This window comes from Pedococcus soli (assembly GCF_054782575.1).
This window is the reverse complement of sequence record NZ_BAAGSF010000004.1, coordinates 47,807-72,061: the sequence shown is the minus strand read 5'-3', so window position 1 is coordinate 72,061 and position 24,255 is coordinate 47,807. Positions and strand designations below refer to the sequence as shown.

The window sequence follows — 24,255 nt, the reverse complement described above, 5'->3', positions numbered from 1 at the left end:
GCTTTTGAGACGGGTAACACGCCGTTATGGAGGCGCCGCCCCCGGCGCCCGTGCTCAGGCGGTGACGGTGATCTCGTGGATCTCGTCGTAGGGGTGGCCGGCGCGCTCGTGGACGCGCTGGATCGCCTCGCGGTCCGGCCCCTCCGACAGGCAGAACACGTGACCGGTCACGGGATCTGCCCAAGCCTGCTTGAAGTCCACGGACTCGTCGCCCTGGATCGCGAGGTCTGCCTGGTGCGCCTCGTACAACGCCTCGGCGGTGACCCCCGGCATGTTGGTGTGGACATCCATGAACTGGGCCATGGTGACGCTCCCTCCGTGTGGTGGTCTCGCCACGCTACGCCGGGCCGCAGCACGTCTCCTCCGTCAAAGGGACGGCAGTTCGGCGGCCCATCGTGCCCAGGTCCCGGGCAGGTCCGAGTCGTGCGCGTCGGTCACCAGCCGGCGCGCCAGCGCACCGGGTTCGTGCAGCGTGAACACGGTGGCGCGCGGCCCCGGGGCGTCCTCGGTATGGCGCGGAGCCGGGTCCGCCGGCGGCGTCACCACCGTGTCGGGACGCCAGCCGAGGGCGGTGACGGAGTCGACGACGCGGGCACCTCCGAGGACGCCGACGCCACCCACGGTCGACCTGCCGCCGAGGGTGAGCTCCTCGACGAGGGCCGGCCGCGCGGCATACGCCATGGTCGTCCGGCAGGTGAGGTCGCCACCGACCTGGCCGCTGCGGCCCAGGGCGACGTGGTCGCGCAGCAGCAACCGGCCCGTCCCGGCCACGTCGACGTCCATGGTGCGCACGACCTCCGCCCCGTCGCACACGACGAGCGGTTCGCCGGCCCAGACGAGGACGGCACCCGGGTGGACGGTCAGCGACACCGCGACGAGGCACCGCAGCCCCCGCCCGTGGTACGCCACGGTGCCTGCGACGTCGCGCAGGTCGAGGCGCAGGCCGGGCCCGACCTCGACGGCCAGGCGCAGCTCGTCGCCCCCGAGCAGGGTCGCGGTCGTGGCGATGAGGGCCACCTCGGCGCTCGCCGCCCCCTGCCGCACGACGCGCGGGGAGACGAGGCCGCCGCGCAGCTCCAGGCGGGCCCCTCCTCCCGGGCGGCTGTCGGTGGGGAGGAGGGCGACCCGCGCGGTACGGACCTCAGTGCGTGTGGGCACCCTCACCGCCGGCGTGGGAGTGCGGGGCCATGGGGCCCGGGTCGACGGGGATGTGGCCCCCGCTGCGGTGGTCGTCCAGCACCCCGAGCACCCAGTCCGTGAGCGCCGTGACCGATGCGCGGTCGTGGCGGGACAGGGCGATCACCGGCCGCCCGTCCCGGGCCTCGCGGCCCTGGCGGGCCATGAGCTCGGCGTCGACCCCGACGTACGGCGCGAGGTCGGTCTTGTTGACCACGAGCAGGTCGGCCCGCGAGATGCCGGGGCCGCCCTTGCGCACGACGTCGCCGCCCCCGGCGACGTCGAGGACGAACAGCTGCGCGTCCACCAGGGCGGGCGAGAACGTCGCCGTGAGGTTGTCGCCACCGGACTCCACGAGGACGAGGTCCAACGGTGCGAAGTCGGCCTCGAGGTCCTCCACGGCGAGCAGGTTGGCGCTGACGTCGTCACGGATGGCGGTGTGCGGGCAGGCACCGGTCTCGACCGCGCGGATCCGCTCGGGGTCGAGCACTCCTGCGGCACGCAGCATGCGGGCGTCCTCGTCGGTGTAGATGTCGTTGGTGACGACCCCCAGCTCGAGGGTGTCGCCGAGCTCGCGGCAGAGCATGCCGATGAGCGAGGACTTCCCGGTGCCGACGGGCCCGGCGACGCCGAGCCGCAGGGCGCGGGTGGTGGACGGGCTGGCGTCAGGCACTGAACAACCTCCGTGGGTGGGTCGGGTGGTGGTGCGCCCACTGCTCGAGCAGCGGGGCAGCCGGAGCGGGTATGGCGCCGGGCTCGGTGAGGTGCGCGACCGCGGCGACCACGGCCTCGACGTCACCGCCTGCCGCCAGCAGCCACGCGGTCGCGTCCGAGGGGTCGAGCGGGCAGAGCTTGAGGGCGGCGGCGCAGAGGGTCTGCACGTCGTCGTAGGCGACGAGCCGGGCCGTGCGCGCAGCGTCCAGACCTGCTGCGGCAGCCATCGCCCCGACGGCGACCGGTCTCGACGGCAGGCACAGGTCCTCGAGGGCGGCGGCGGCTGCCGAGCCGGGCCAGAGCCGCAGGGTGAGTCGTCGCTGCCCGCGTCCCACCGCGACCGAGGCGGCCCGCGAGACCTCGCTGGGGGTCCGGGCGGCCCACGCGTCCTGCACCTGTTCCAGGGGGAGCCCGGCGAGGACGTGGTGGCGGGCAACGACCGCGACGGCGGCCTCGACGCGGACCACCGTGCGCAGGCGGGTCCGCACCAGCGCGGGGACGTCGCCCTCGGCCAGCCCGCCGAGCAGGGCGGGTTCGAGGCCGGAGGACTGGGTGTGACCACCGACGGGCAGCCGGCCGTCGGCGAGCATCATCGCGGCGAACTCGGGGTGGGGGAGGACGGGTGGCCCGACGGCCGGTACCTGCGAAGGCGAACTCGGCATCAGAACAGCGAATACCGTTGGGCCAGCGGGAGCTCCGTCGCGGGCGACGGCATGACGACCTCTCCCTCGACGCGGATCTCGAACGACTCGGGGTCGACCTCGATCGCCGGCGTGGCGCTGTTGTTGACCATGTCAGCCTTGGTGACGTCGCGGGTGGGCCGCACCCCGACAAGGGTGCTCCGTAGCCCCAACGTCTCGGCCAGCCCGGCCTCCAGGGCCGCGGGGGCGACGAAGGTCAGCGACCGGTCCGCTCCCGCACCGCCTTCGCCGACGAGGGCCGGACGCATGAGCACCGGCTGCGGGGTGGGGATGGACGCGTTCGGGTCGCCGAGGGCGGCATACACGATCGCGCCCGCCTTGATGACGAGGTCCGGACGCCACCCGAAGAACTTCGGGTCCCAGAGCACGAGGTCCGCGAGCTTGCCCGGCTCGACGGAGCCGACCTCGTGGTCGATGCCGTGCGCGACGGCCGGGTTGATCGTGTACTTCGCGACGTAGCGGCGGGCCCGCTCGTTGTCGGCCGGGAGGCTGGCGCCGAGCGCGCCGTAGCGGGCCTTCATCACGTGCGCGACCTGCCACGTGCGCGTGACGACCTCGCCGATGCGGCCCATCGCCTGGGCGTCCGAGCTGGTCATCGACAGGGCCCCGAGGTCGTGCAGGAGGTCCTCGGCGGCGATGGTCGTCGCGCGGATCCGGCTCTCGGCGAAGGCCAGGTCCTCCGGCACCGCGGGGTTGAGGTGGTGGCAGACCATGAGCATGTCGAGGTGCTCGGCGACGGTGTTGACGGTGTGGGGGAGCGTCGGGTTCGTCGAGCCGGGCAGGACGTTGGCGTGGCTCGCGATGGTGATGATGTCCGGGGCGTGGCCGCCACCGGCGCCCTCGGTGTGGAACGCGTGGATGCTCCGCCCGCCGATCGCCCGCAGCGTCGAGTCGACGTAGCCCGCCTCGTTGAGGCTGTCGCTGTGCAGCGTCACCTGCAGCCCGAACTCGTCGGCCGCGCGCAGCGCCGCGTCGATGGCCGCCGGGGTGCTGCCCCAGTCCTCGTGCACCTTGTACGCCGCGGCGCCGGCCAGCGCCTGCTCGCGCAGCCCCGCGGCGCTGACCGTGTTGCCCTTGCCCATGAGGAGCACGTTGACGGGCAGGTGGTCGAGTCCGCGCAGCACCGACTGAAGGTGCCACGGACCGGGTGTCACGGTGGTGGCCTTGGAACCCTCGGACGGCCCGGTGCCGCCACCACCCAGGGTGGTCAGCCCGGCGGCGAGCGCCTCGTGCACCTGGCTGGTCGACAGGAAGTGGACGTGCAGGTCGATGCCGCCCGCGGTGAGGATGCGGCCCTCGCCGGAGATGACGTCGGTGCCGGGGCCGATCTCGAGGTCGGGGTGCACGCCGTCGGCGATGTCGGGGTTGCCGCTGCGGCCCAGGGCCACGATGCGCCCGGCGCGGATGCCCACGTCGGCCCGGACGACGCCCCAGTGGTCGAGGACGATCGCGTTCGTGATGACGGTGTCCAGCGCGCCGTCCGCATTGGTGCGCAGGCCCTGCGCCATCGACTCGCGGATCGACTTCCCGCCACCGAAGACGGCCTCCTCTCCGCCGAAGGTGAGGTCCTGCTCGACCTCGACCCAGAGGTCGGTGTCGCCGAGGCGGACCTGGTCTCCCGCGGTGGGGCCGTACAGCGCGGCATACCGCTCGCGGTCGAGGTCAGCCATCGTGGGCACCTCCCTCGGCACGCTCGTGGGTTTCGTCGAGCCGCCCGTCGAGCCGCCTGTCGGCCGGGCCGTCGAGGCGCCCGTCGGTGCGGCCGTCGACCTGGAGGCCCGGCACCCGACGGCGGCCCGTGAGGGCCACGGCGTCGACCTGGCGGCTGACGCCGGGCTCGAACCGGACCGACGTGCCGCTCGGGATGTCGAGACGGAAGCCGTGGGCGGCGTCGCGGTCGAAGGACAGCGCGGTGTTGCTGTCCGGCAGGTGCAGGTGCGACCCGATCTGGACCGGGCGGTCACCGGTGTTGACGATGACGAGGCTGAGGCGTTCGGCCTCGGTGCGGTCGGCGTTGATGGTGACGGTGCCCGGCTTCACCCGCACCGCTCCCGGTCCGGAACTGTTGCTGCTCAACGGATCTCCTGCTCTCGGCTGTCTCGGTCAGGCGATCGGGTGGTGGAGGGTGACGAGCTTGCGGCCGTCGGGGAACGTCGCCTCGACCTGCACGTCGGCGATCATCTCCGGCACGCCCGCCATGACCTGGTCGCGGTGCAGGACCGCCCGGCCCTCCTCCATGAGGTCGGCGACCAGGGCGCCTTCGCGGGCGCGCTCGATGACCCACGTGGAGAGCAGGGCGACCGACTCGGGGTGGTTGAGCAGGACGCCGCGCGACAGCCGGTCGCGGGCGACCATGCCGGCGACGGACAGCAGCAGCTTCTCGGTGTCCGCGGGGGACAGGTGCACGGCAGCCTCCTCGGTGTCGTGGTCGGTCTCTGCCGGTCAGTAGACCAAGGCAGTGTTTCAAGCGCGTTTCGCCACGGCTACCCGGGACGGGTGCGCGTCTCCCGCGCTGTCACCGCCCACGTCGGGCTAGCGTGCCGAACGTGTCCGTCGACGTGCTCGTGCTGCCCAGCCCGCTGCTGGGGCCGGTGGCCTACGGCCCGCTGGCGGGAGCCCTCGACGCCCGCGGTGCGTCGACGGCGGTCGCGGACCTGCCCGACGGCGTGCTGACCCCGGCGGCGGTGCTGGCAGGGTTCGTCGACCAGCTCGTCTCGTCCGGGGCGTCCCTCCTGGTGGCCCACAGCAACGCGGGGTACCTCGTCCCGGCCCTGCGCGCAGCGGTCCCTGTCGGTGCCGTGGTCCTCGTCGACGCGGCCCTGCCCCTCGCTCCCGGGCCCACGACCGTGCTGGCGCCCCCGGCGTTCGCGGACTTCGTCGCCGGGCTGCCGAAGGTGGACGGCCTGCTCCCGCCGTGGCCGCTGTGGTGGGACCCCGCCGACGTCGGGCCGCTCTTCCCGTCGGAGGACTGGCTCTCACGCGTGACCGACGGGGCACCCCGGCTCCCGCCGTCGTGGTTCACGACCCCGGTGGAGGTGCCGGGGGGCTGGGAGGCGCTGCCCGCGGCATACCTCGGCTTCGGTGGGACGTATGCCGAGGAGCTCACCTTCGCCCGCGGGGCCGGCTGGCCGGTCGAGGTCGTCGAGGGCCACCACCTGCACCTTCTCTCGGAGCCCGGCGCGACCGCCGAGGCGGTGCTGGCGCTGCGCGAGCGGCTGCGGTGAGGGCTGCCTAGGGTGGTGGGCATGGACCGACCGGCGCTCCAGGACGCCCTGAGGAACCGCGACGCCGTGCTCCGGGCGTTCGTGCGCCCCGACGGCAGCCTCGTGTCGATCCCGACGAAGATCACCAAGCGCCTCGTCGTGCTCGACCTCATCGCGCAGGAGTTCGCCGTGGGAGAGGTGTACGAGGAGACCGAGGTCAACGCCACGCTGCGGGCGTTCCACGACGACGTCGCGGCGCTGCGGCGGTACCTCGTCGAGGAGGAGTTCATGGACCGGCGCGACGGCCGCTACTGGCGGGCCGGCGGGACGGTCGACGGGGTCTGACCGAGGCGCGGGCAACGCCGTGCCAGACGCGCGCGGGGCTGCCACACTCGGCGCATGCTTCGGCTCGAAGACCACTGGGTCTGGGACTCCTGGATCGCCGACGACGGCGACCTCTACCACCTGTTCTTCCTCCAGGCGCCGAGGTCGTTGGTCGACCCGGGCAAGCGGCACACCGCGGCGACGGTGGGCCATGCGACCTCGCGGGACCTCGTCACCTGGGACTACCTCGGCGAGTGCTTCGGCCCGGCGGAGACCGGGTTCGACGACCTGGCGATCTGGACCGGGTCGGTCGTGCGCGACGGCGAGCGCTGGCGGATGTTCTACACGGCGGTCTCGACCTCGGGGCACCACGTCTACGACCAGCGGGTCGGTTCAGCGGTCTCCGACGACCTGCACCACTGGGAGCGGGTCTCCTCCGAGCCCGCCCTGCGCGTCGACGGGCGCTGGTACAAGAACCTCGCCAACACGCCGGCGCCGACGCAGGGCCCGGACCTCGAGGGGGCGAGCGAGACGTGGCGGGACCCCCTGGTGTTCGCCGATGCCGACGGCGACGGCTGGCACCTCCTGCTCGCCGCCCGGGCCCGTGAGGCTGCCCGCAACGACGACGGCGTGGTGGCCCACGCCACCAGCCCCGACCTCGAGAGGTGGACCCTCCAGCCGCCGCTGTGCGAGCCGGGCGCAGGGTTCGGTCAGCTGGAGGTGTTGCAGGACAAGCAGATCGCCGGCCGCTGGGTGCTGGTCTTCACGTGCCACCCGCAGGAGATGACCGCCGAGCGCAAGGCCCGCACCGGCGAGTACTGCACGTGGTCGGTCCCCGGACCCGGCCCGCTCGGGCCCTGGGACATCGACTCCGCCCGTCCGTTCACGGCCGAGCCCCACCTGTTCGCCGCGCCGCTGGTGCAACGGCGGGACGGTTCGTGGGCGCTGATCGGCTTCCGCAACGTCGAGCCGGAGGGCTTCGACGGGTTCGAGATCATCGACCCGGTCCCCGTGACGCTCGACGACGACGGCTACCTCGTCGCCGCCGACGACTACGTCCCCTGGCCCTCGAGCTACGCCGCCCTCCCCAAGGCGCCCTGACTCCCGACTTCTCGGCTCCCCGGCTCCCGGCTCCCGGCTCCCGGCTCCCGGCTCCCGGCTCCCGGCTCCCTCGAGTTTGAAGCCCGTCCTGCGCCAGAGCGCGCTCAGCGCTTCAAACTCACGGGAGTGTGCCGGCTCTGTGGGGTGTCGGGACCGCGTGCAGCGTATGGCGCGTGCGGAAATCGGGAGGCGGCGCGACCGTGCGCGTGGCTAGGGTCGCGTGCATGCTGATCCGCCGCGAGCTGCCGTCCGACGCCGACGCGATCAGGGCGGTGCACCTCGCGGCATTCGCCAAGCCGGCCACCGACGATGCGCCGGCTCGCGAGGGGACCCTCGAGGCCGACCTGGTCGACGACCTTCGCGCCGACGGCGACCTCGTCGGGGAGTGCTGCCTGGTGGCCGAGGTCGATGGGGTCGTCGCGGGGCACGTGGCGATCAGCCGGGCCTTCGTCGCAGACCAGCCGGTGCTGGTCGCGCTGGGTCCCCTCGGGGTCCTGCCCGAGGTCCAGCGGGTCGGCATCGGCTCGGCCCTCGTGCACGCCGCGCTCGGCGCGGCGGACGCCCTGGGCGAGCCGGCGGTGGTGCTCCTCGGCCACCCGACCTACTACCCGAGGTTCGGGTTCGGACCGGCCGTCGACCACGGCATCACGCCGCCTCAGGACTGGGGGCCGCAGTACTTCCTGCTCCGCCGGTTGCACGCCTGGGGCGACGGACTCTCCGGTCCCTTCCGCTACGCCCCCGCCTTCGAACGCCTCGACGACTGACGCAGCGGCAGGACCCGGACGTTCTCGGTCACCGCGACGACTCACCAGCAAAGCGGGTGTCGTTCGGCGAAACCGTGGGAAATAACTGCCGTGGTGCCGAACGACACCCGCATTGTGCGGAGGGAGCGCCGGTCGGGAGAAGCGGGGACGCTCAGTCGCCGATGCGGCCGTCGGCGAGCTCGCGCAGCAGGTCGAGGTGGCCGTTGTGCCGGGCGTTCTCCTCGATCAGGTGCAGGATGACCCAGCGCAGGGTCGGGTGGTCACCACCCCGGAACGGGGTCACCGAGCGGTCGTCGAGCTGCAGGCCCGCGATCAGGGCGTCGGTGCGGACGGCCTGCGCGGCATACTCCTCCAGCGTCTGGGCGATCGGCGTCTCGGCACCCACGGTGAACTCGCGGTCCGGCTCGGTCGCGGTCCACGGCCCGAGGTCGGGGCCACCGACGAACCGGTTCTCGATCCAGGAGTGCTCGACCCAGCGCAGGTGGTTGATCACCCCGCCGATGGACATCAGGGGCGACCCCGGCAGGGGTGCGGCGCCGACGTGGTGGGTGGCGAGGTCGCGGGCCTTCCCGGCGGCGACGTCACGGGTGTACTGCAGCATCGTGAGGAGGGTGGTGCGCTCGTCCCACGCGCTCGGGGTGTCGTCCGGTGTCATGCCCCGACCCTGTCGCACGGGTGGGACACCCGCCACCGGGTTTCCGCGGGGCGCCCCGCGTCAGTTGAGGTTCCAGGGGCGGTCCGGCGACGGCGGGACGACGCCGAGGGTCTGGGCCAGCCCCTGCTCCCGACGGACCAGGCGCAGGCCGAGGCGCAGCCGCGTCTCCGTGTCGGGGGCGGCGAGCAGCCGCTGCCGGTCGCCGAGGTCGAGCCCGACGGCGGAGCCGACGGTGTGCGACAGCTCGACGGGGTCGTGCGGCCAGTCGGGCACCTCGGCCCCCAGGGTCCTGGCGTAGCGGTTCAGGGCGTCGTGCAGGCGCGTGACCAGCTCGGCCACCTCCTGCGCGTCGCCCGGGTGCTCCTCGAGGACCGTCACCTCGCCGGTGAGGTAGGCCGAACCCGTGTCGGCGAGGCCGTCGAGGTGGAACCGCTCGGTCCCCGTGCTCACCACGAGGTACCGCCCGTCGCCGATGGAGGCAGCCTGCAGGACCCGGGCCAGGCAGCCGATCTCGTGCAGGTCGCGGGCCGAGCCGACACCCACCTCGTTGCCCTGCCGGATCGCCACCACCCCGAACTCGGGGACCTCCATCGCGTTGACGAGGTCGCTGAGCATGACGACGTACCGCGGCTCGAAGATCTGCAGCGGCAGGGAGGCTCCGGGGACGAGGACGGTGCCGAGGGGGAAGAGCGGGATCCGCGCCATGGGTCCACGCTAGGTGCGGACGGCGCTTCCCGACACCCCACCGACGACGTATGCCGCGCCACCGCCTGCGGGGGCCCGGCCACTAGGCTGCCCACGTGTCGCCCTACGTCGTCGTCGCCGCAGTGGTCGTGGTCGGACTGCTGCTGTTCGTGGCGGCCATGGGGGCGCGGCTGCTGCTCGCGCCGAGCGCCCCGACCAGGGCCAAGCTGACGACCTACGAGTCCGGCGTCGACCCGGTCGGGCAGGACTGGGCGCAGACCCAGATCCGCTACTTCGTCTACGCGTTCCTCTACGTCATCTTCGCGGTCGACGCGGTCTACCTGTTCCCCTGGGCGCTCGTCCTGCGCTCGGCCGACCTCGGGGCCGCCTCGCTCGTCGAGATCGCCGTCTTCATCGGTGTCCTGCTGGTGGGACTCGTGCACGCCGCGCGCCGCGGTCTGCTGAGGTGGCTGTGATGTCCGAGTCCACGAGGGTCGCCCTGCCCATGCCGCGCGTCGGCGCGGGCAACGAGCACGCACCCCAGCCGATCCGCGTCGTGCTCAACTGGGGCCGGCGCTACTCCCTGTGGGTCTTCAACTTCGGCCTGGCCTGCTGCGCGATCGAGTTCATCGCCGCCTCGATGGCCCGGCACGACTTCATCCGGCTCGGGGTCATCCCGTTCGCGCCGGGGCCGCGCCAGGCCGACCTCATGGTCGTGTCGGGGACGGTGACGGACAAGATGGCGCCGGCCGTCCGACGGCTCTACGACCAGATGCCGGAGCCGAAGTACGTGATCTCGTTCGGGGCCTGCTCCAACTCCGGTGGCCCCTACTGGGACTCCTACAGCGTCACCAAGGGCGTCGACACGATCATCCCCGTCGACGTCTACGTGCCCGGCTGTCCGCCGCGGCCCGAGTCGCTCCTGCAGGGCATCATCAAGCTGCAGGAGAAGATCGCGTCGGAGACCCTGTCCACCAAGGGAATCCGGGCGAAGTACGCGGGACACCGCACCGCGTCCGCCGGTGAGGTGACCCGTGGTCTCGTGGGCCCTCCCGTCCACGCACCGCGCTCGAAGACCGGGGACCTGTCGTGAACGACCCGGCCACCGTGCAGCGCCGTGAGGTGTCGCCGCCGGAGTGGGTCTCCGCGGTCGAGGGCGCGCGCGCCGAGGGCTTCACCTTCTTCGACTGGCTGACTGCCGTCGACCAGACCGACTCGGCCGAGGACCCCGGGTTCGACGTGGTCTGCCACCTCATGGACGGGTCGACGCCGAAGTCGTTGCGCCGCATCATGATCCGGACCCGCGTGCCCGATGGTGGGACGCTCGCCAGCATCACCCCGGTCTTCCGCGGTGCAGCGTGGCACGAACGCGAGACGCACGAGATGTTCGGGCTCGGGTTCGACGGGTTCGACGACGGCACCGGCCAGGACCTGCGGCCGCTGCTCCTCCCGGACGGGTTCGAGGGGACCCCGTTGCGCAAGTCGTTCGTCCTGGCCGCCCGTGCCTCCAAGGCCTGGCCCGGCGCCAAGGAGCCCGGCGAGAGCGAGCACACCAAGCCCACCGGGCGCCGCCGTGTGTCCGCCCCCGGTGTGCCCGATGCCGAGTGGGGTCCGCGGTGACCGCGCTCGAGGCCCTCGAGGTCGTGCTCCGCTCGGTCGCCGTGCTCGCGGCCTTCCTGGTGCTGCCCCTGCTCGTCGGGCAGACCGAGCACAAGGTCATGGCCCACATGCAGGGACGCCTCGGACCCATGTATGCCGGTGGGTTCCACGGGTGGGCCCAGCTCGTCGCCGACGGGGTCAAGTTCGTGCAGAAGGAGGACATCACCCCGGCCGCTGCCGACAAGGGCGTCTTCCGGTTCGCCCCGGCCGTCGCGCTCATCCCGTACCTCGTGGCCATGGCCGTCATCCCGCTGTCGCCCGACGTCGTCGCGGCTGACGCCCCCGCCTCCGCGGTGCTCGTCCTCGCGGTGACGGCCGTCGGGATCCTCGGCACCCTCATGGCGGGTTGGGCCAGCGCCAACAAGTACTCCCTGCTCGGGGCGATGCGGGCGGCCGCCCAGCTGCTGTCCTACGAGCTGCCGCTGGTGCTGTCCGTGGCGTCGGTCTGCCTCGCGGCCGGGTCGCTGTCCCTCTCCGGCATCGCCGCCGCCTGGTCCCCGTGGTGGCTGCTGTGGCAGCTCCCCGGTGCGGTCGTCTTCCTCGTCGCCGCCGTCGCAGAGCTCCAGCGGCCCCCGTTCGACATGCCGGTCGCCGACAGCGAGATCGTCTTCGGCGCCTACACCGAGTACACCGGACTGCGGTTCGCGTTCTTCCTGCTGAGCGAGTACGCCGGCATTGTCGTCATGTCGCTGCTGTTCGCCGTGCTCTACCTCGGCGGCTGGCAGGGGCCGTTCAGCGACCAGCTCGGCTGGGTCTGGACGATGCTGAAGGGGTTCATCATCGCGGTGGTCGTCATCTGGCTGAGGGTGTCCTGGCCGCGACTGCGCGAGGACCAGCTCCAGCGCCTCGCCTGGCTCGTCCTCGTGCCGCTCGCCCTCGCGCAGCTGGCCCTCACCGGTGTCTGGGTGGTGGCGAGCGCATGACCGAGCCGACGACACCGAGCACGACACCGGAGCCCACGACACCGGAGCCCACGACACCGGAGCCCACGAAGCGCAGCAGCGGGGGCGCCATACCGGGGATCCTCAAGGGGCTGGCCACCACGGCACGCACCCTGGCGAAGCCCTCGCACACGGCCGAGTACCCGGACGTGTCGCCGCACCTGCCCCCGCGCAGCCGGGGCGTCATCGCCCTGCTCGAGGAGAACTGCACCTCGTGCATGCTCTGCGCCCGCGAGTGCCCGGACTGGTGCATCTACATCGACTCGCACAAAGAGACGATCCCCGCGACGACCCCCGGTGGACGCGACCGCCAGCGCAACGTCCTCGACCGGTTCGCCATCGACTTCAGCCTCTGCATGTACTGCGGCATCTGCATCGAGGTGTGCCCGTTCGACGCGCTGCACTGGAGCCCCGAGTTCGAGTACTCCGAGCTCGACATCCGCGACCTGCTGCACGAGAAGGACCGGCTCGGGCAGTGGATGCCCACGGTCCCGCCACCGCCCGCGCTCGACGAGCACTCCGCCGAACCGGCCGAGATCGCCGCGACCAACAAGCCGGCCCGCCCCGTCCGCACCCCCGCGGCCCGTCCGACGCGGGTGACTCCCCAGCCGGAGGCGGAGGCGTGACCGGCCTCGACGTGGCGTTCGCCGCGGTGGGGCTCGTCGCCGCGGCCAGCGGGCTGCTCGCCGTGACGACCCGCCACGTCGTGCACGCGGCGCTGTGGCTCGTGGTCTGCCTCGGCTCGGTCGCCGGGTGCTACCTCGTGCTGGGCGCGGAGTTCGTCGCGCTGGTGCAGGTCCTCGTCTACGTCGGTGCCGTCGTCGTGCTCGTGCTCTTCGCCCTGATGCTGACGCGCGCCCCCATCGGGCCGCACGCGCAGATCGCCACGAGCCGCCTCCACCGGGTCCTCGCGGCGGTCCTCGGCGCGGGCGTGACCGCGATGCTGGCGGCGGTCCTCCTGCCGCTCGCCGTTCCGGTGTCCCGTCGGGAGACCGACACCACCGAGCTGGCGAGCCAGCTGTTCGGCACGTGGGTGTGGCCGTTCGAGCTCTTGTCCCTGCTGCTGCTCGTGGCGCTGGTCGCAGCCCTGGCGGTCTCCCGCGTCGCCGGGCGCGGAGCCCGCGAGGCCGGGCGGAGCGCCCCGTGATCCACCTCGCCGGCCCCTACCTCCTCGCCTCCGTGCTGGCCGGTCTCGGCGCGTACGGCGTGCTGGCCCGCCGCAACGCGGTGCTGGTGCTCATCGGGGTCGAGCTGATCCTCAACGCCGCCACCCTGCTGCTCGTCTCCGTCGGCGCCTCCGGCGGGGACCGCTGGGCGGCCGGCAACGTCCTCACCCTGTTCGTCATCACCATCGCCGCGGCCGAGGTGTGCGTCGCTCTCGCCGTGGTCCTGGCCGTCTACCGCCTGCGCGGCGACATCGACCTCGACCGGACCCGCTCGTGAGCGCCGCCGCGGCCCGGCTGGTCGTGCTCGTGCCGGTCGTCGCCGCCGTGCTCGGGCTCTTCCTCGCCCGACGACGGGAGGGCCTGGACCCCCGAGCCACCCGTGCGGTCGCGGTCGGTGGGTCGCTCGTCACCCTCGCTGCAGCCGTCGCCCTGCTCGTCGGGGTGCACACGACCGGGCAGGACCGCGCCGTCGGCACCCTCCCGGCCCTCGCCGCGGGCGAGTTGCGCATCCCCTTGCTGCTGCAAGCGACCACGGCGACCGCCCTGATCGCACTCGTCGTCGCCGTCGTCGGCTGGGCCGTCCAGGCGTTCGCGGGCTGGTACCTGCGCGAGGACGACCGCTACGGCGTCTTCGCGGCCACGGTCTCGTTGTTCACCGCAGGCATGCTCGTCGTGGTCACCTCCGCCGACCTCGTGCTGACCCTCGTCGGCTGGGAGGTGATGGGCTGGTGCTCCTACCTGCTCATCGGTCACTGGAGCCGCAAGGAGTCCGCGCGCCGGGCCGCCCTCAAGGCCTTCCTCGTCACCCGGCTCGCCGACGTCGGGTTCGTCCTCGGGGTGGTGCTCCTCGCCGCGGGAGCAGGCTCCACGGCCTACCGGGCGGTGCTGGCGCACTGGGCGCCGGCCACCGAGTGCGCGGACTCGCTGGCGGCGGCCTGCGCTGCGCCGGACGGCACGCTGCGGACGGTGGCCATGGTGCTGCTCGTCATCGGCGTCCTCGGCAAGTCCGGCATGGTGCCGTTCCACGACTGGCTGCCCGACGCGATGGAGGGCCCGACGCCCGCGTCCGCCCTCATCCACGCGGCGACGATGGTGGCGGCCGGGACGTTCGTGCTGGCCCAGCTCTTCACCCTCCTCGCGGCCAGCGACGGGGCCCGCTGGGTGCTGGCGGTCAGCACCGCCGTGACCATGGTCTGGGCCGCCCTGCTGGCGTTCGGCCAGAGCGACCTCAAGCGCTTGCTGGCCTACTCCACCCTGAGCCAGGTCGCCCTCATGCTGTCGGCGCTCGCAGTGGCGCCGGCCGACGAGGGCCCGGGTGCCGGGGTGCTGCACCTGTACTCCCACGCGTTCTTCAAGGCGTTGCTGTTCCTCACGATCGGGTGGCTAAGCGTCACCGTCGGGGGCACCGCGGCGGCCACGCTCAAGGGGGGCCTGCGTGGCCACCTGCTGCTGCGCCCCGCCATGTTCGTCGGGCTGCTGTCGCTGGCGGGGGTGCCGCCCCTCGTGGGGTTCGTCTCCAAGGAGCACGTCCTGTCCGCTGCCGAGGCGGGCGCGTCCGACGCCCCCGTCCGGGCGTGGCTGGTCCTGCTCGCCGGCCTGCTGACGGTCGCGCTGACCGCGGCGTACTGCATGCGCGCCTGGCTCGTCCTCGACGACCTCGGGACCGCCGACGTCGCACGCCACGAGACCGACACGGCCACCGGGCCGGTGCGGGCGGCGGTGGCCGTCCTGGCGGTCCTCACCGTCCTCGGCGGGATCGTGGTGTTCACGCCGCTGATCGACCTCGAGGGCTACCTCGGGTGGTTCGTCGCGCTGCTGAGCCTGCTGCTCATCGCCGGTGCCGCCCTGGGGGTGCGCCGCGTCACCACCAGCCGGTACGGCGCGGGGGAGGACCCCGCCCGCCTCGTCGGAGCACGGCAACCTGCCTTCGACGGCGGCTTCGGGGTGGACCGCCTGTATGTCGTGCTCGTGGCCCGGCCCGTGCTCGCCACCGCCCGGCTCGTCGTCTTCCTCGACCGCGAGGTCGTCGACGCGTACGTCCGGGGCGCCGCCGTCGGCGCCCTGCTGGCGGGGCGTGGCGGCGACCGGGCCCACCGCGCCGAGCGGGCGGCGACCGGGTTGGCCTGGGTCGTCGCCGGTGCCGTCACGGTGGCCCTGGCGGGGGTGGCGCTGCGGTGATCCTCCTCGCCCTCGTCGTGCCGGCTGCGGTGGCCACGTGGCTGCTCACCGCCGGTCGGAGCCTGCCGCACCGTGCCACCAACCTCACGTCCGCCGTCGCCAGCGTCCTCACGCTGGCGTTTGTCGTCACGAGCGTCGTCCTGCGGCCCGAGGTGGACCGGGCCTGGGTGCCGTCCCTCGGGCTGCGGTGGCACCTCGCCGTCGACGGCATCAGCGCGCCCCTGCTCCTGCTCACCGCCCTCCTGGGTGTCGCCGTCGTGCTGCACACCCGGGAGCGGCCTCCGGTGGGCGGCACCAGCGCCGCGTTCCACGCCTGCCTGCTGCTCGTCGAGGTCGGTGCCCTCGCCACGTTCTTCGCCCGCGACGCCGTGCTGTTCTTCGTGGCGTTCGAGGTGGTGCTCGTGCCCATGTGGGTGCTCATCACGCGCTTCGGCGACGCCCACCACCCGGCGGCGCGGGCCGAGGCCGGGGCACGCTTCGTCCTCTACACGGCCTTCGGCTCCACCCTGATGCTCGTCGGGATCCTGGCCCTCGTGACCCGGGCCGGCACCTCCGACCTGGGGGTCCTGGCCCAGGACGCCGGGCGCGGACTCCCGCCGACCACCCAGCTCGTCGTGGCCTCGCTCCTCGTGGCCGGCCTCGCCGTCAAGGTGCCGGTCTTCCCGCTGCACACCTGGCTGCCCGCGGCCCACACCACCGCCCCCACCGCCGGCTCGGTGCTGCTCGCCGCCGTCCTGCTCAAGATGGGCACCTACGGCCTGGTCCGCCTGCCGCTGGCCACCGTGCCCGACGGGTTCGCCCGGGTCGCACCGTTCCTCGCCGTCCTCGGTGCCGTCGGCATCCTGTGGGGAGGCCTGGCCTGCCTCGTCGAGCGTGACCTCAAGCGCCTGGTCGCCTACTCCTCGGTGGCACACATGGGGTTCGTCGCCATCGGGCTCGCGAGCGGCACGCGCACCGGTCTGCAGGCGGCGCTGTTCGCCAACGTCGCCCACGGCGTCGTCTCAGCCCTGCTGTTCGTCGTCGTCGGCGGCCTCAAGGAACGCTGGGGGAGCGCGGACCTCGACACCGCTCGAGCCGCGGTGCGCGAGGTCGCGCCTCGCCTCGGTTTCGCGCTCATCCTCGGCCTGGCCGCCTCCCTCGGGCTGCCCGGCCTGGCCGGCTTCTGGGGCGAGTTCCTGTCCGTGTATGCCGCGTGGTCACCGGGCGACGACCGGTCGCTCGGGCTCTTCCGCGCCGTCGCGGTGGTCGCCGCGCTCGGCACCGTGCTCGCCGCCGCCTACGCGCTCCGGGTGGCGCGACTCGTGTGGGCCGGCGACCGGACCTCGCCGCCCATCGAGGACACCCGCGGCAGCGAGTGGGACGTCGTCGTCGTCCTCGTCCTGCTCACGGTGGTCCTCGGTGTCGTCCCCGGTCCGTTGCTGTCCCTGACGCACGACACCGTGAGCACGCTGGTCGGAGCCGGGCCGTGAGCACCGTGGCCAGCCTCGACTGGCCCGTGCTCGGTCCGGTCCTGGCGCCGGCGGCGGGTGCCGTCGTCGTGCTCGTCGCCGACGCCGTGGCCCCCAGGGTCGCGCGGCTGCACGCCGTCGTCGGGGTGCTCGCCCTGCTCGTCGGTGCGGCCCTGGCTCTCCCCGCGGCCCTCGGGTCGACCGACGTGCCACGGCGCTCGCTGTGCCTGCCCGCGCCCGACGGCTGCCTGTACGAAGCAGGACCGGTCGTCGGCGCCCTGCAGGTGGGGGCCCTGCTCGCCGCCCTCGTCGTCCTGCTCCTCGTGTGGCCGCCGCGGTCCGGGACCCGTGACCAGCTCCTGCGGGGAGGGCCAGCCGTCCTCGTGGCGCTCCTGCTCGCCGCCACTGCCGGGGCCACCGGCGTCGCCGCCGCCCACGACCTCGGCTCGTGGCTGGTCTGCCTGGAGCTGGCGACCCTGCCCGCCATCGCCCTCGTCGCGCTGCGGGCGACCCCGGACGCGGGACGGGGCGCCCTGGCCCTGCTGACGACCTCGCTGGTGTCGTTCGCCCTCGTCGTCCTGGGTGCCGCCCTGTGGCTGCTGTCGACCGGGGCCGCGGTCTTCTCCGGACCGGCAGTGGCGACCGCGCTCGCCGACCCGCAGCGGCGTGCCGTGCTGCTCCTCGGGCTGCTGCTCCTGCTGGCAGGGGTCGGCTTCAAGCTCTCGCTGGTGCCGTTCCACGTGTGGACGCCCCAGGCCTACGCCGGCGGCACCGAGCCCGTCGCTGCGTTCCTCGCGGCCACGTCCAAGGTCGCCGCGCTGGCGGCCCTGCTCGTCGTCCTGCGTCCACTGGCGGGCTCGGGCCACGGCTCCGGGGCAGCCCCGGTCCTCGTCGTCGTGGGCATCGTGGCCGCGGTGTCGATGACCGTCGGCAACCTCGTCGCCCTCGTCCAGGACGACCCGGTCCGGCTCCTCGCGTGGTCGACCGTCGCCCAGGCGGGCTGGGTGGTGCTGCCGTGGTCGGTCGCGACGACGCAGGCCGACCAGGCCTCCGGCGCCTACCTCCTCGCCTACGTCGTCGCCACGCTCGTGGCGTTCGTCGTGGTCCACCTCGTCGCCCGGTCGGCCCCGACCTCCGACGGCGGTGACGGACCGTCCCGCGGCCGGACGCTCGCGGCATACACGGGACTGCTGCGGGAACGACCCCTCCTGGGCGGTGCGCTCGGGCTGGCCCTGCTCTCCCTCGCCGGGCTGCCGCCCGGCGTCCTCGGGCTGGTGGCCAAGGTCGTCGCCCTGCGTCCCGTGGTCGGGGACGGGCAGTGGGTGCTCGCCCTCGTCGCCGTCGCCAACGCCGTCCTCGGCATCGCGGTCTACCTGCGGTGGTTCGCGGTGCTGCTGCGCGATCCCGCGCCGGTCGGGCGGGGTGCTGGGGACCCGGAGGGTGCCGGTGACGGCGACGAAGGTCCCGTCGAGGAGCTCCTCGGAGGACCAGTCCCACGGCCCGCCCTGGCCGCCCTCATCCTGTCGGGAGGGGTCCTCGTCGCCGCGAGCGTGCTGCCCCAGCTGGTGCTCGGCCTGCTGGGCTGACCAGGGAACGCCCGAACCTGAGGGAGCGTTGAGGCTGACATGCACAACCACTTCAACGGACTCAAGACCGCGGCCCTGTTCGGCGGGATCTTCGCCGTGCTGCTGGCCATGGGCTCCGTCATCGGCAGCGGCCGGTACATCTGGCTGTTCGCCCTCCTCGGTGTCGGGATGACGGCCTACGGCTACTGGAACTCCGACAAGCTCGCCATCAGGGCCATGCACGCCTACCCGGTCAGCGAGGCCCAGGCGCCCGCGATGTACCGGATCGTCCGGGAGCTGTCGACCGCCGCCGGCAAGCCGATGCCCCGCCTCTACGTCAGCCCGACCTCGGCGCCCAACGCCTTCGCCACCGGACGCAACCCCGAGAACGCCGCCGTCTGCTGCACCGAGGGCATCCTCGGCCTGCTCGACGAGCGCGAGCTGCGCGGCGTGCTCGGCCATGAGCTGATGCACGTGTACAACCGCGACATCCTCACCGGCTCGGTCGCTGCCGCGATCGCCGGTGTCATCACGTCCGTGGCCCAGATGCTCATGTTCACGAGCATGTTCGGCGGTGGCGGCAACGACGAGGACCGCCCGAACCCCTTTGCCCTTCTGGCCATGGCGCTGCTGGCACCCTTCGCCGCGATGATGATCCAGATGGCGATCAGCCGCACCCGCGAGTACGACGCGGACGAGGACGGCGCGAAGCTGACCGGCGACCCGCTCGCCCTCGCGTCGGCCCTGCGCAAGCTCGAGACCGGCGTCGCCCGCGCCCCCCTGCAGCCGACCCCGGCGATCCAGAACTCCAGCCACATGATGATCGCCAACCCGTTCCGGCCTCAGGACGTGTCGCGGTTCTTCTCGACGCACCCGCCGATGGCGGAGCGGATCGCCCGCCTCGAGCAGCAGGCCTACGGCTTCCGCCAGAGCTGAGGGCGCCCGTCGGACGCACTCCGAGGGTGCGTCCGACGGGTCCTGCGACAGGCCCGCCGGGGGTGGTTTCGGCAAACGGCTCCGGCACGGTATGGTTGGCGCAGTTGCAGTTGCAGTTCCTCGTCTGAGTGGGCCCGCCAGTGTGCGGGCCTTTTTTCTTCAGCGGCTTGTTCCGTGTCGTGGTGGTGTGCGCAGCTGGTGAGTCGCGTCCGCGACCCACCTCGGCCAACAGGAACGAGAAATCCCATGGCACAGGGAACTGTCAAGTGGTTCAACGCTGAGAAGGGCTTCGGCTTCGTGGAGCAGGACGGCGGCGGCCCCGACGTCTTCGTGCACTACAGCGCGATCGAGTCCAGCGGCTACCGCTCGCTCGACGAGGCACAGCGCGTGGAGTTCGACATCACGCAGGGCCCGAAGGGCCCGCAGGCCGAGAAGGTCCGCGTCATCTGAGCCACCGCAACCGGTGAACTCCACCGAAGCCCCCGACCAGCTCTGGTCGGGGGCTTCGGTCTGTCCGGGGGCCGGTGCTGGTTGAATCGCTCCCATGCCGTCCCTCACCAGGTCCGAAGCCCGCGAACGTTCAGCCCTGCTGCAGGTGACGCGGATGGAGGTGGACCTCGACCTCGACCAAGGGGAGGAGCGGTTCGGCTCGTCGACGCGGATCACGTTCTCGTGCAACGACCCGGGCGCGTCGACCTTCGTCGACGTCAAGCCTGCCGAGCTGCGCTCGATGGTCCTCAACGGCGAGCCTGTGGACGTCACGACCCTCATTGACGGCCGCGTCACCCTGAGCGGCCTCGCCGCCGACAACGTGCTCGAGGTCGAGGCCCAGATGTCCTACAGCCGGGACGGGCAGGGACTGCACCGCGCCGTCGACCCTGCCGACGGTGAGCACTACGTCTACGGCCACCTGTTCCTCGACGCCGGCCCGCGCGTGTTCGCCTGCTTCGACCAGCCCGACCTCAAGGCCCCGTATGCCGTGACCGTCGCCGCCCCGGAGGCGTGGACCGTCCTCGGCAACGGTGCCGCCACGAAGGTGGCCCCCGGTCGGTGGGAGCTCGCCGAGACCAAGCCGCTGGCCACGTACTTCGTCACGGTCTGCGCCGGTCCCTACGCGTCCGTGCTCGACGAGCACGACGGCATACCGCTGGGCATCCACGCCCGTGCGTCCCTCAGGGAGGCCCTCGAGCGGGGGGCGCCCCAGATGCTCGAGGTCACGAGGGCGAGCTTCGACTACTACCACCAGCTCTTCGGCATCCGGTACCCGTTCGGGGAGTACCACCAGGTCTTCGTGCCCGAGTTCAACGCGGGCGCGATGGAGAACCCCGGTTGCGTGACCTTCCGCGACGTCTACGTCTTCCGTGGGGCGGCGGCCCGGGACGAGATCCTCACGCGCTCCAACACGATCGCCCACGAGATGGCGCACATGTGGTTCGGCGACCTCGTGACGATGCAGTGGTGGGACGACCTGTGGCTCAACGAGTCCTTCGCCGAGTACATGTCGCACCGCACGCTGGACGCGGCGACCGAGTTCGGGACCGAGGCGTGGGTGGACTCCACCATGGCCCGCAAGGCCTGGGGGTATGCCGCGGAGCGCACCCCCTCGACCCACCCCGTCGCCGGCTCGGCCGCGCTCGACGCGCAGTCGGCCCTGCAGGACTTCGACGGGATCTCCTACGCCAAGGGTGCCGCGACGCTGCGCCAGCTCATCGCCCACATCGGTGACGACGCCTTCATCGCCGGCGTCTCCGCCTACCTGCGCGAGCACTCGTTCGGCAACGGCACGCTGGCCGACTTCATGGGGTTCATGGAGCGCGCGAGCGGCAAGGACCTCGGCGCGTGGACGCAGGCCTGGCTGCTCACCGCGGGGGTCGACGTCATCTCGCTGGACCGCGCTGCCGGTGCCGTGGACCGCACCGTCCCGGAAGCGTTCCCGGCCGACCGGCCGCACACCTTCGACGTGGCCGGCTTCTCGGCCGGTGCCGAGACCTTCCGCGTCCCGGTGACGACCTCGGGCGACCGGACCGTCGTCCCCGAGCTGGCGGCGGCGCCCGCCGCCGACCTCGTGGTGCCGAACGCGGGAGACCTCACCTGGGCCACCGTCACCCTCGACCCCGACTCGATCGCCGCGGTGCCCGAGCAGCTCGCGCTCGTGCCCGACCCGCAGGCGCGCGCGGTCGTGTGGGTGTCCCTCATCGACGGCGTCTGCCTCGGCACCGTCGACCCCCGGGTCATGGTGCGCACGGTGGGTGCGGCGTGGCCGCACGAGGACAACGCCTCGATCCTCAACCGCTCGGCGGGCAGCCTGCTCGGCCGGATCATCCCGACGTTCCTGCCGCACGAGGAGCAGGGTGAAGCCGAGCAGGTGGTCGTTGCGGCAGCAGCATCGGTCCTCGCAGCGGCGGAGCCCGGGTCGACCCGGGCCCTCGTGGCGGCCCGCGCCGTCGCGCGCACCTCCGCCGACGAGGAGCTCCTGCGGGCGTGGGCGGCCGGCGAACGCCGCCCCGTCGGGCTCGAGGGCGACTCGGACTTCGGGTGGATCGTGGTCCGCAACCTCGCCTCCCACGGACTCGCCGGTCGAGAGCTCATCGAGGCCACCCGCGAGCGTGACGACACGCTGCAGGGACGGCTCAGCGCGCTCATGGCCGGTGCATCGATGCCCGACGCCGAGGCCAAGGCGTGGGCCTGGGGTGAGATCACGACGAACCGTGAGCGCTCCAACTACGAGCTCAACGCGCTCGCCCAGGGCTTCTGGTCCTCCGGGGAGCTCGACGTGCTCCGCCCGTATGCCGCGCGCTACTTCAGCGACGTCCCGGCCATGAGCGCCTGGGTCGGCGACGACGCGCTGGCACGGGTGGCCCAGCTCGGCTTCCCGTCGCGGGTCGTCGAGGAGGCGACGGATGACATGGCCAGGGCGGCACTGCAGCGCACCGACCTGACGCCGGCGGTGCGCCGGGGCATCGTCGACGCGCGGTCCGAGCTGGGGGAGGCGCTGCGCTCGCGCGCCACCTTCGGGTAGCCCGTGTGGCGGGTGGGACGGACGGTGCCATGGACGGCGTCGTCGCAGGTCAGGCGGGTCGCCGGGCCCGTTCCCTTGGCGCGCGGTTTGTCCGGATGGGGCCTACCATTGACGTCGCGAGGTTCTTGAGATGTCAATCGACGTACACCTCGGTCGACGGAGGTCTCCTCGTGGAGCTCGCAGCGTGAACAGGTTGTCTGAGGGGTTCGTCCTCGGCGACCGGTACCTCCTGGGGGCCCGTATCGCCTCCGGCGGCATGGCCGATGTCTGGGCCGGCGCGGACCAGGTGCTCCAGCGGGCGGTGGCCATCAAGGTCATGCGGCCCGACACCGGTCACGAGGAGCTGTTCGCCAAGCGCTTCCGCGACGAGGCCGTCCACTCGGCGGCCCTGCTGCACACCAACATCGCGACCCTCTTCGACTACGGCGAGGACGACGGCCTGGCCTTCCTCGTGATGGAGCTGGTCAAGGGCGAGCCGCTCTCGCTCCTGCTGCGCCGCCGTGGCGCCCTGCCCCCGCCCGAGGTGCGCTCCCTGCTCGGGCAGGCAGCCCTCGCGCTGGGCGTGGCCCACGAGGCGCGCGTCGTCCACCGCGACGTCAAGCCCGCGAACATCCTCGTCCGTCCCGACGGGCTGGTGAAGCTCACCGACTTCGGGATCGCCCGGGCGCTGGACGCGGCCGGTCACACCCGCGCCGGCGAGATGCTCGGGACGCCGCACTACATCAGCCCCGAGCAGGCGCTCGGCGAGGCCGCCACCGGAGCCAGTGACCTCTACGCCCTCGGGGTCGTGGCGCACGAGATGCTCACGGGCCAGCGCCCCTTCGACCGCGGAACCCCGGTCGCGACGGCCCTCAGCCACGTCAACGAGCCGCCCCCGCCGCTGCCCGACGACGTGCCCAAGGACCTCGCCGACCTGGTCAACGACTGCCTGTCCAAGGACCCGGGCGACCGTCCGTCCAACGCCCGCGAGGTGGCCAGCCGCGTCGGCATCGGCGACCACGAGATGGCGGGGCTGGCGCTCGGTCTCGCGATCGCCCTCGACGGCTGGAACGACGACTCTCCGGACACCGACTCGGACGGCTCGGTGCTGCGGTTCCCCGACCTCGGTGGCCCCACCATGGCCCTGGAGGCCTGACTCGACCTCCGTGCGCCCCCTCCGGTGCGAGGGTGCCCCAGACAGACGTGTGCCGCCGTGCCCGACTCGGGCACGGCGGCACACCTGTCCGGCCGCGTGGGTCAGCGGTAGTTGGTGAACTGGATCGCGAAGTCCAGGTCGTCCTTGCCCTTGAGCAGCGCCTGGACGGCCTGCAGGTCGTCACGGGACTTGCTGGTGACGCGCAGCTCGTCGCCCTGGATCTGGCTCTTGACCGTCTTGGGCCCCTCGTCGCGGATGATCTTGCCGATCTTCTTCGCGTTCTCCTGGGAGATGCCCTCCTGGAGGCCGAGCTCGAGGCGGTACTCCTTGCCGGAGAGCTGCGGTCCGCGCTCGGGGACGTCGAGGTGCTTGAGCGAGACCTTGCGCTTCACGAGCCAGGTCTGGAAGACGTCGAGGACGGCGTTGGCACGCTCCTCGGTGTTGGCCTTGATGACGACCTTGTCCTCGCCGCTGGCCTCGATGGAGGCGCCGACGTTCTTGAAGTCGTAGCGCGTGGCCACCTCACGGGAGGCGCTGTTGAGGGCGTTGGCGACCTCCTGGTGGTCGATCTTGCTGACGATGTCGAACGAGCTGTCGGCCATGAGGGCGTGTCCTTCCTGGGCACCGCTGACGGGCAGCTGGTGCCGGTTTCAGCAATCGCGGTTGTCCTTGCTATTCTTCCACGCGCACCAAGGCAGGTTGCCCGAGCGGCCAATGGGAGTGGACTGTAAATCCATCGCGAAAGCTTCGAAGGTTCGAATCCTTCACCTGCCACCCAGTGCGAACGAAGGGCCTCCGACAGCAATCGCTGACGGAGGCCCTTCGTCGTCCACCTTCGCGCCGCGCGCCGATGGTCGGCGCGACGCGCGCCCGTGGTCGGCTGCGA

The 24,255-nt window shown here is 72.7% G+C and carries 28 protein-coding genes and 1 tRNA gene; 19 read left to right on the top strand and 10 right to left on the bottom strand.

Going from position 1 to position 24,255, the window contains the following annotated elements; translation table 11 throughout:
• Positions 1–54: 54 nt before the first annotated feature.
• From ACYVKF_RS06370 to ACYVKF_RS06340, 7 genes are all read right to left on the bottom strand, one after another.
• A complete protein-coding gene (locus tag ACYVKF_RS06370) occupies positions 55–303 on the bottom strand; it encodes an SCO4226 family nickel-binding protein (protein ID WP_056915547.1) in 249 nt (82 codons plus the stop codon).
• A gap of 63 nt (positions 304–366) precedes the next feature.
• Positions 367–1,158 (bottom strand): urease accessory protein UreD, encoded by a 792-nt coding sequence (locus ACYVKF_RS06365; RefSeq protein WP_460965650.1) that lies wholly within the window; start codon positions 1,156–1,158, stop codon positions 367–369.
• Positions 1,142–1,849 (bottom strand): urease accessory protein UreG, encoded by a 708-nt coding sequence (gene ureG / locus ACYVKF_RS06360; RefSeq protein ID WP_460965648.1) that lies wholly within the window; start codon positions 1,847–1,849, stop codon positions 1,142–1,144. The genes ACYVKF_RS06365 and ureG overlap by 17 nt, the downstream gene beginning before the upstream one ends.
• A complete protein-coding gene (locus ACYVKF_RS06355) occupies positions 1,842–2,552 on the bottom strand; it encodes an urease accessory UreF family protein (RefSeq protein ID WP_460965646.1) in 711 nt (236 codons plus the stop codon). Before ACYVKF_RS06355 ends, ureG begins: the two co-directional genes overlap by 8 nt.
• The gene (locus ACYVKF_RS06350; protein WP_460965644.1) at positions 2,552–4,261 is read right to left on the bottom strand and encodes an urease subunit alpha; all 1,710 of its coding nucleotides are present in this window, start codon (positions 4,259–4,261) and stop codon (positions 2,552–2,554) included. Before ACYVKF_RS06350 ends, ACYVKF_RS06355 begins: the two co-directional genes overlap by 1 nt.
• Positions 4,254–4,667, bottom strand: coding sequence for an urease subunit beta (ureB, locus tag ACYVKF_RS06345; RefSeq protein ID WP_460965642.1), 414 nt, complete (start codon positions 4,665–4,667; stop codon positions 4,254–4,256). Before ureB ends, ACYVKF_RS06350 begins: the two co-directional genes overlap by 8 nt.
• A 27-nt stretch (positions 4,668–4,694) precedes the next feature.
• Positions 4,695–4,997 carry an urease subunit gamma gene (locus tag ACYVKF_RS06340; protein WP_056915543.1) on the bottom strand — a complete coding sequence of 101 codons (303 nt, stop codon included), beginning with the start codon at positions 4,995–4,997 and terminating at the stop codon, positions 4,695–4,697.
• 140 nt (positions 4,998–5,137) lie between these two features.
• Between ACYVKF_RS06340 and ACYVKF_RS06335 the strand changes: the two genes are divergently transcribed.
• The 4 genes from ACYVKF_RS06335 to ACYVKF_RS06320 all read left to right on the top strand — a co-directional run bounded on the left by ACYVKF_RS06335 (position 5,138) and on the right by ACYVKF_RS06320 (position 7,983).
• Positions 5,138–5,815 carry a hypothetical protein gene (locus tag ACYVKF_RS06335; protein WP_460965639.1) on the top strand — a complete coding sequence of 226 codons (678 nt, stop codon included), beginning with the start codon at positions 5,138–5,140 and terminating at the stop codon, positions 5,813–5,815.
• Positions 5,816–5,836: 21 nt separating this feature from the next.
• Positions 5,837–6,139: a DUF2087 domain-containing protein gene (locus ACYVKF_RS06330; RefSeq protein ID WP_460965637.1), complete on the top strand. Its 303-nt coding sequence runs from the start codon at positions 5,837–5,839 to the stop codon at positions 6,137–6,139.
• 54 nt (positions 6,140–6,193) lie between these two features.
• Positions 6,194–7,219, top strand: coding sequence for a glycosyl hydrolase (locus tag ACYVKF_RS06325; RefSeq protein WP_460965635.1), 1,026 nt, complete (start codon positions 6,194–6,196; stop codon positions 7,217–7,219).
• 224 nt (positions 7,220–7,443) lie between these two features.
• Positions 7,444–7,983 (top strand): GNAT family N-acetyltransferase, encoded by a 540-nt coding sequence (locus ACYVKF_RS06320; protein ID WP_460965633.1) that lies wholly within the window; start codon positions 7,444–7,446, stop codon positions 7,981–7,983.
• Positions 7,984–8,134: 151 nt separating this feature from the next.
• Here ACYVKF_RS06320 and ACYVKF_RS06315 read toward each other — a convergent pair whose 3' ends face one another.
• Together ACYVKF_RS06315 and ACYVKF_RS06310 are read right to left on the bottom strand one after the other, a co-directional pair.
• A complete protein-coding gene (locus ACYVKF_RS06315; RefSeq protein WP_460965631.1) occupies positions 8,135–8,638 on the bottom strand; it encodes a DinB family protein in 504 nt (167 codons plus the stop codon).
• Between the two features lie 60 nt (positions 8,639–8,698).
• Complete coding sequence (locus ACYVKF_RS06310; protein WP_460965629.1) at positions 8,699–9,343, bottom strand: LON peptidase substrate-binding domain-containing protein; 645 nt, start codon at positions 9,341–9,343, stop codon at positions 8,699–8,701.
• A 95-nt stretch (positions 9,344–9,438) separates the two neighbouring features.
• On the opposite strand from ACYVKF_RS06310, the gene ACYVKF_RS06305 reads away from it, so the two are divergent.
• From ACYVKF_RS06305 to ACYVKF_RS06240, 14 genes are all read left to right on the top strand, one after another.
• Positions 9,439–9,798: an NADH-quinone oxidoreductase subunit A gene (locus ACYVKF_RS06305; RefSeq protein WP_056915536.1), complete on the top strand. Its 360-nt coding sequence runs from the start codon at positions 9,439–9,441 to the stop codon at positions 9,796–9,798.
• Complete coding sequence (locus tag ACYVKF_RS06300; RefSeq protein ID WP_460965627.1) at positions 9,798–10,415, top strand: NADH-quinone oxidoreductase subunit B; 618 nt, start codon at positions 9,798–9,800, stop codon at positions 10,413–10,415. Before ACYVKF_RS06305 ends, ACYVKF_RS06300 begins: the two co-directional genes overlap by 1 nt.
• Positions 10,412–10,942: an NADH-quinone oxidoreductase subunit C gene (locus ACYVKF_RS06295; protein WP_460965625.1), complete on the top strand. Its 531-nt coding sequence runs from the start codon at positions 10,412–10,414 to the stop codon at positions 10,940–10,942. The genes ACYVKF_RS06300 and ACYVKF_RS06295 overlap by 4 nt, the downstream gene beginning before the upstream one ends.
• Positions 10,939–11,904, top strand: a complete 966-nt coding sequence (gene nuoH / locus ACYVKF_RS06290) for an NADH-quinone oxidoreductase subunit NuoH (RefSeq protein WP_460965623.1) — start codon at positions 10,939–10,941, stop codon at positions 11,902–11,904. Before ACYVKF_RS06295 ends, nuoH begins: the two co-directional genes overlap by 4 nt.
• Positions 11,901–12,548: a NuoI/complex I 23 kDa subunit family protein gene (locus tag ACYVKF_RS06285; protein ID WP_460965621.1), complete on the top strand. Its 648-nt coding sequence runs from the start codon at positions 11,901–11,903 to the stop codon at positions 12,546–12,548. Before nuoH ends, ACYVKF_RS06285 begins: the two co-directional genes overlap by 4 nt.
• Positions 12,545–13,069, top strand: a complete 525-nt coding sequence (locus ACYVKF_RS06280; RefSeq protein WP_460965619.1) for an NADH-quinone oxidoreductase subunit J family protein — start codon at positions 12,545–12,547, stop codon at positions 13,067–13,069. Before ACYVKF_RS06285 ends, ACYVKF_RS06280 begins: the two co-directional genes overlap by 4 nt.
• Positions 13,066–13,365, top strand: coding sequence for an NADH-quinone oxidoreductase subunit NuoK (gene nuoK, locus ACYVKF_RS06275; protein WP_056915531.1), 300 nt, complete (start codon positions 13,066–13,068; stop codon positions 13,363–13,365). Before ACYVKF_RS06280 ends, nuoK begins: the two co-directional genes overlap by 4 nt.
• Entirely contained in the window at positions 13,362–15,266 is a 1,905-nt protein-coding gene (locus tag ACYVKF_RS06270; RefSeq protein WP_460965616.1) for an NADH-quinone oxidoreductase subunit 5 family protein, read from the top strand. Before nuoK ends, ACYVKF_RS06270 begins: the two co-directional genes overlap by 4 nt.
• Positions 15,263–16,735 (top strand): complex I subunit 4 family protein, encoded by a 1,473-nt coding sequence (locus ACYVKF_RS06265; protein ID WP_460965614.1) that lies wholly within the window; start codon positions 15,263–15,265, stop codon positions 16,733–16,735. The genes ACYVKF_RS06270 and ACYVKF_RS06265 overlap by 4 nt, the downstream gene beginning before the upstream one ends.
• Positions 16,732–18,300, top strand: a complete 1,569-nt coding sequence (locus ACYVKF_RS06260) for a proton-conducting transporter transmembrane domain-containing protein (protein ID WP_460965612.1) — start codon at positions 16,732–16,734, stop codon at positions 18,298–18,300. Before ACYVKF_RS06265 ends, ACYVKF_RS06260 begins: the two co-directional genes overlap by 4 nt.
• A 39-nt stretch (positions 18,301–18,339) precedes the next feature.
• Positions 18,340–19,215, top strand: coding sequence for a zinc metalloprotease HtpX (htpX, locus tag ACYVKF_RS06255; protein WP_056920488.1), 876 nt, complete (start codon positions 18,340–18,342; stop codon positions 19,213–19,215).
• A 246-nt stretch (positions 19,216–19,461) separates the two neighbouring features.
• On the top strand, positions 19,462–19,665 hold the full coding sequence (locus ACYVKF_RS06250) for a cold-shock protein (protein WP_056915526.1): 204 nt from the start codon (positions 19,462–19,464) through the stop codon (positions 19,663–19,665).
• Between the two features lie 94 nt (positions 19,666–19,759).
• Positions 19,760–22,234 (top strand): aminopeptidase N, encoded by a 2,475-nt coding sequence (pepN, locus tag ACYVKF_RS06245; protein ID WP_460965609.1) that lies wholly within the window; start codon positions 19,760–19,762, stop codon positions 22,232–22,234.
• Positions 22,235–22,418: 184 nt separating this feature from the next.
• The gene (locus ACYVKF_RS06240; protein ID WP_235529343.1) at positions 22,419–23,369 is read left to right on the top strand and encodes a serine/threonine-protein kinase; all 951 of its coding nucleotides are present in this window, start codon (positions 22,419–22,421) and stop codon (positions 23,367–23,369) included.
• 101 nt (positions 23,370–23,470) lie between these two features.
• Here ACYVKF_RS06240 and ACYVKF_RS06235 read toward each other — a convergent pair whose 3' ends face one another.
• Positions 23,471–23,971: a YajQ family cyclic di-GMP-binding protein gene (locus ACYVKF_RS06235; protein ID WP_056915524.1), complete on the bottom strand. Its 501-nt coding sequence runs from the start codon at positions 23,969–23,971 to the stop codon at positions 23,471–23,473.
• 91 nt (positions 23,972–24,062) lie between these two features.
• Between ACYVKF_RS06235 and ACYVKF_RS06230 the strand changes: the two genes are divergently transcribed.
• Positions 24,063–24,143: transfer RNA gene (locus ACYVKF_RS06230), tRNA-Tyr, on the top strand.
• The last annotated feature ends 112 nt before the right edge of the window (positions 24,144–24,255 follow it).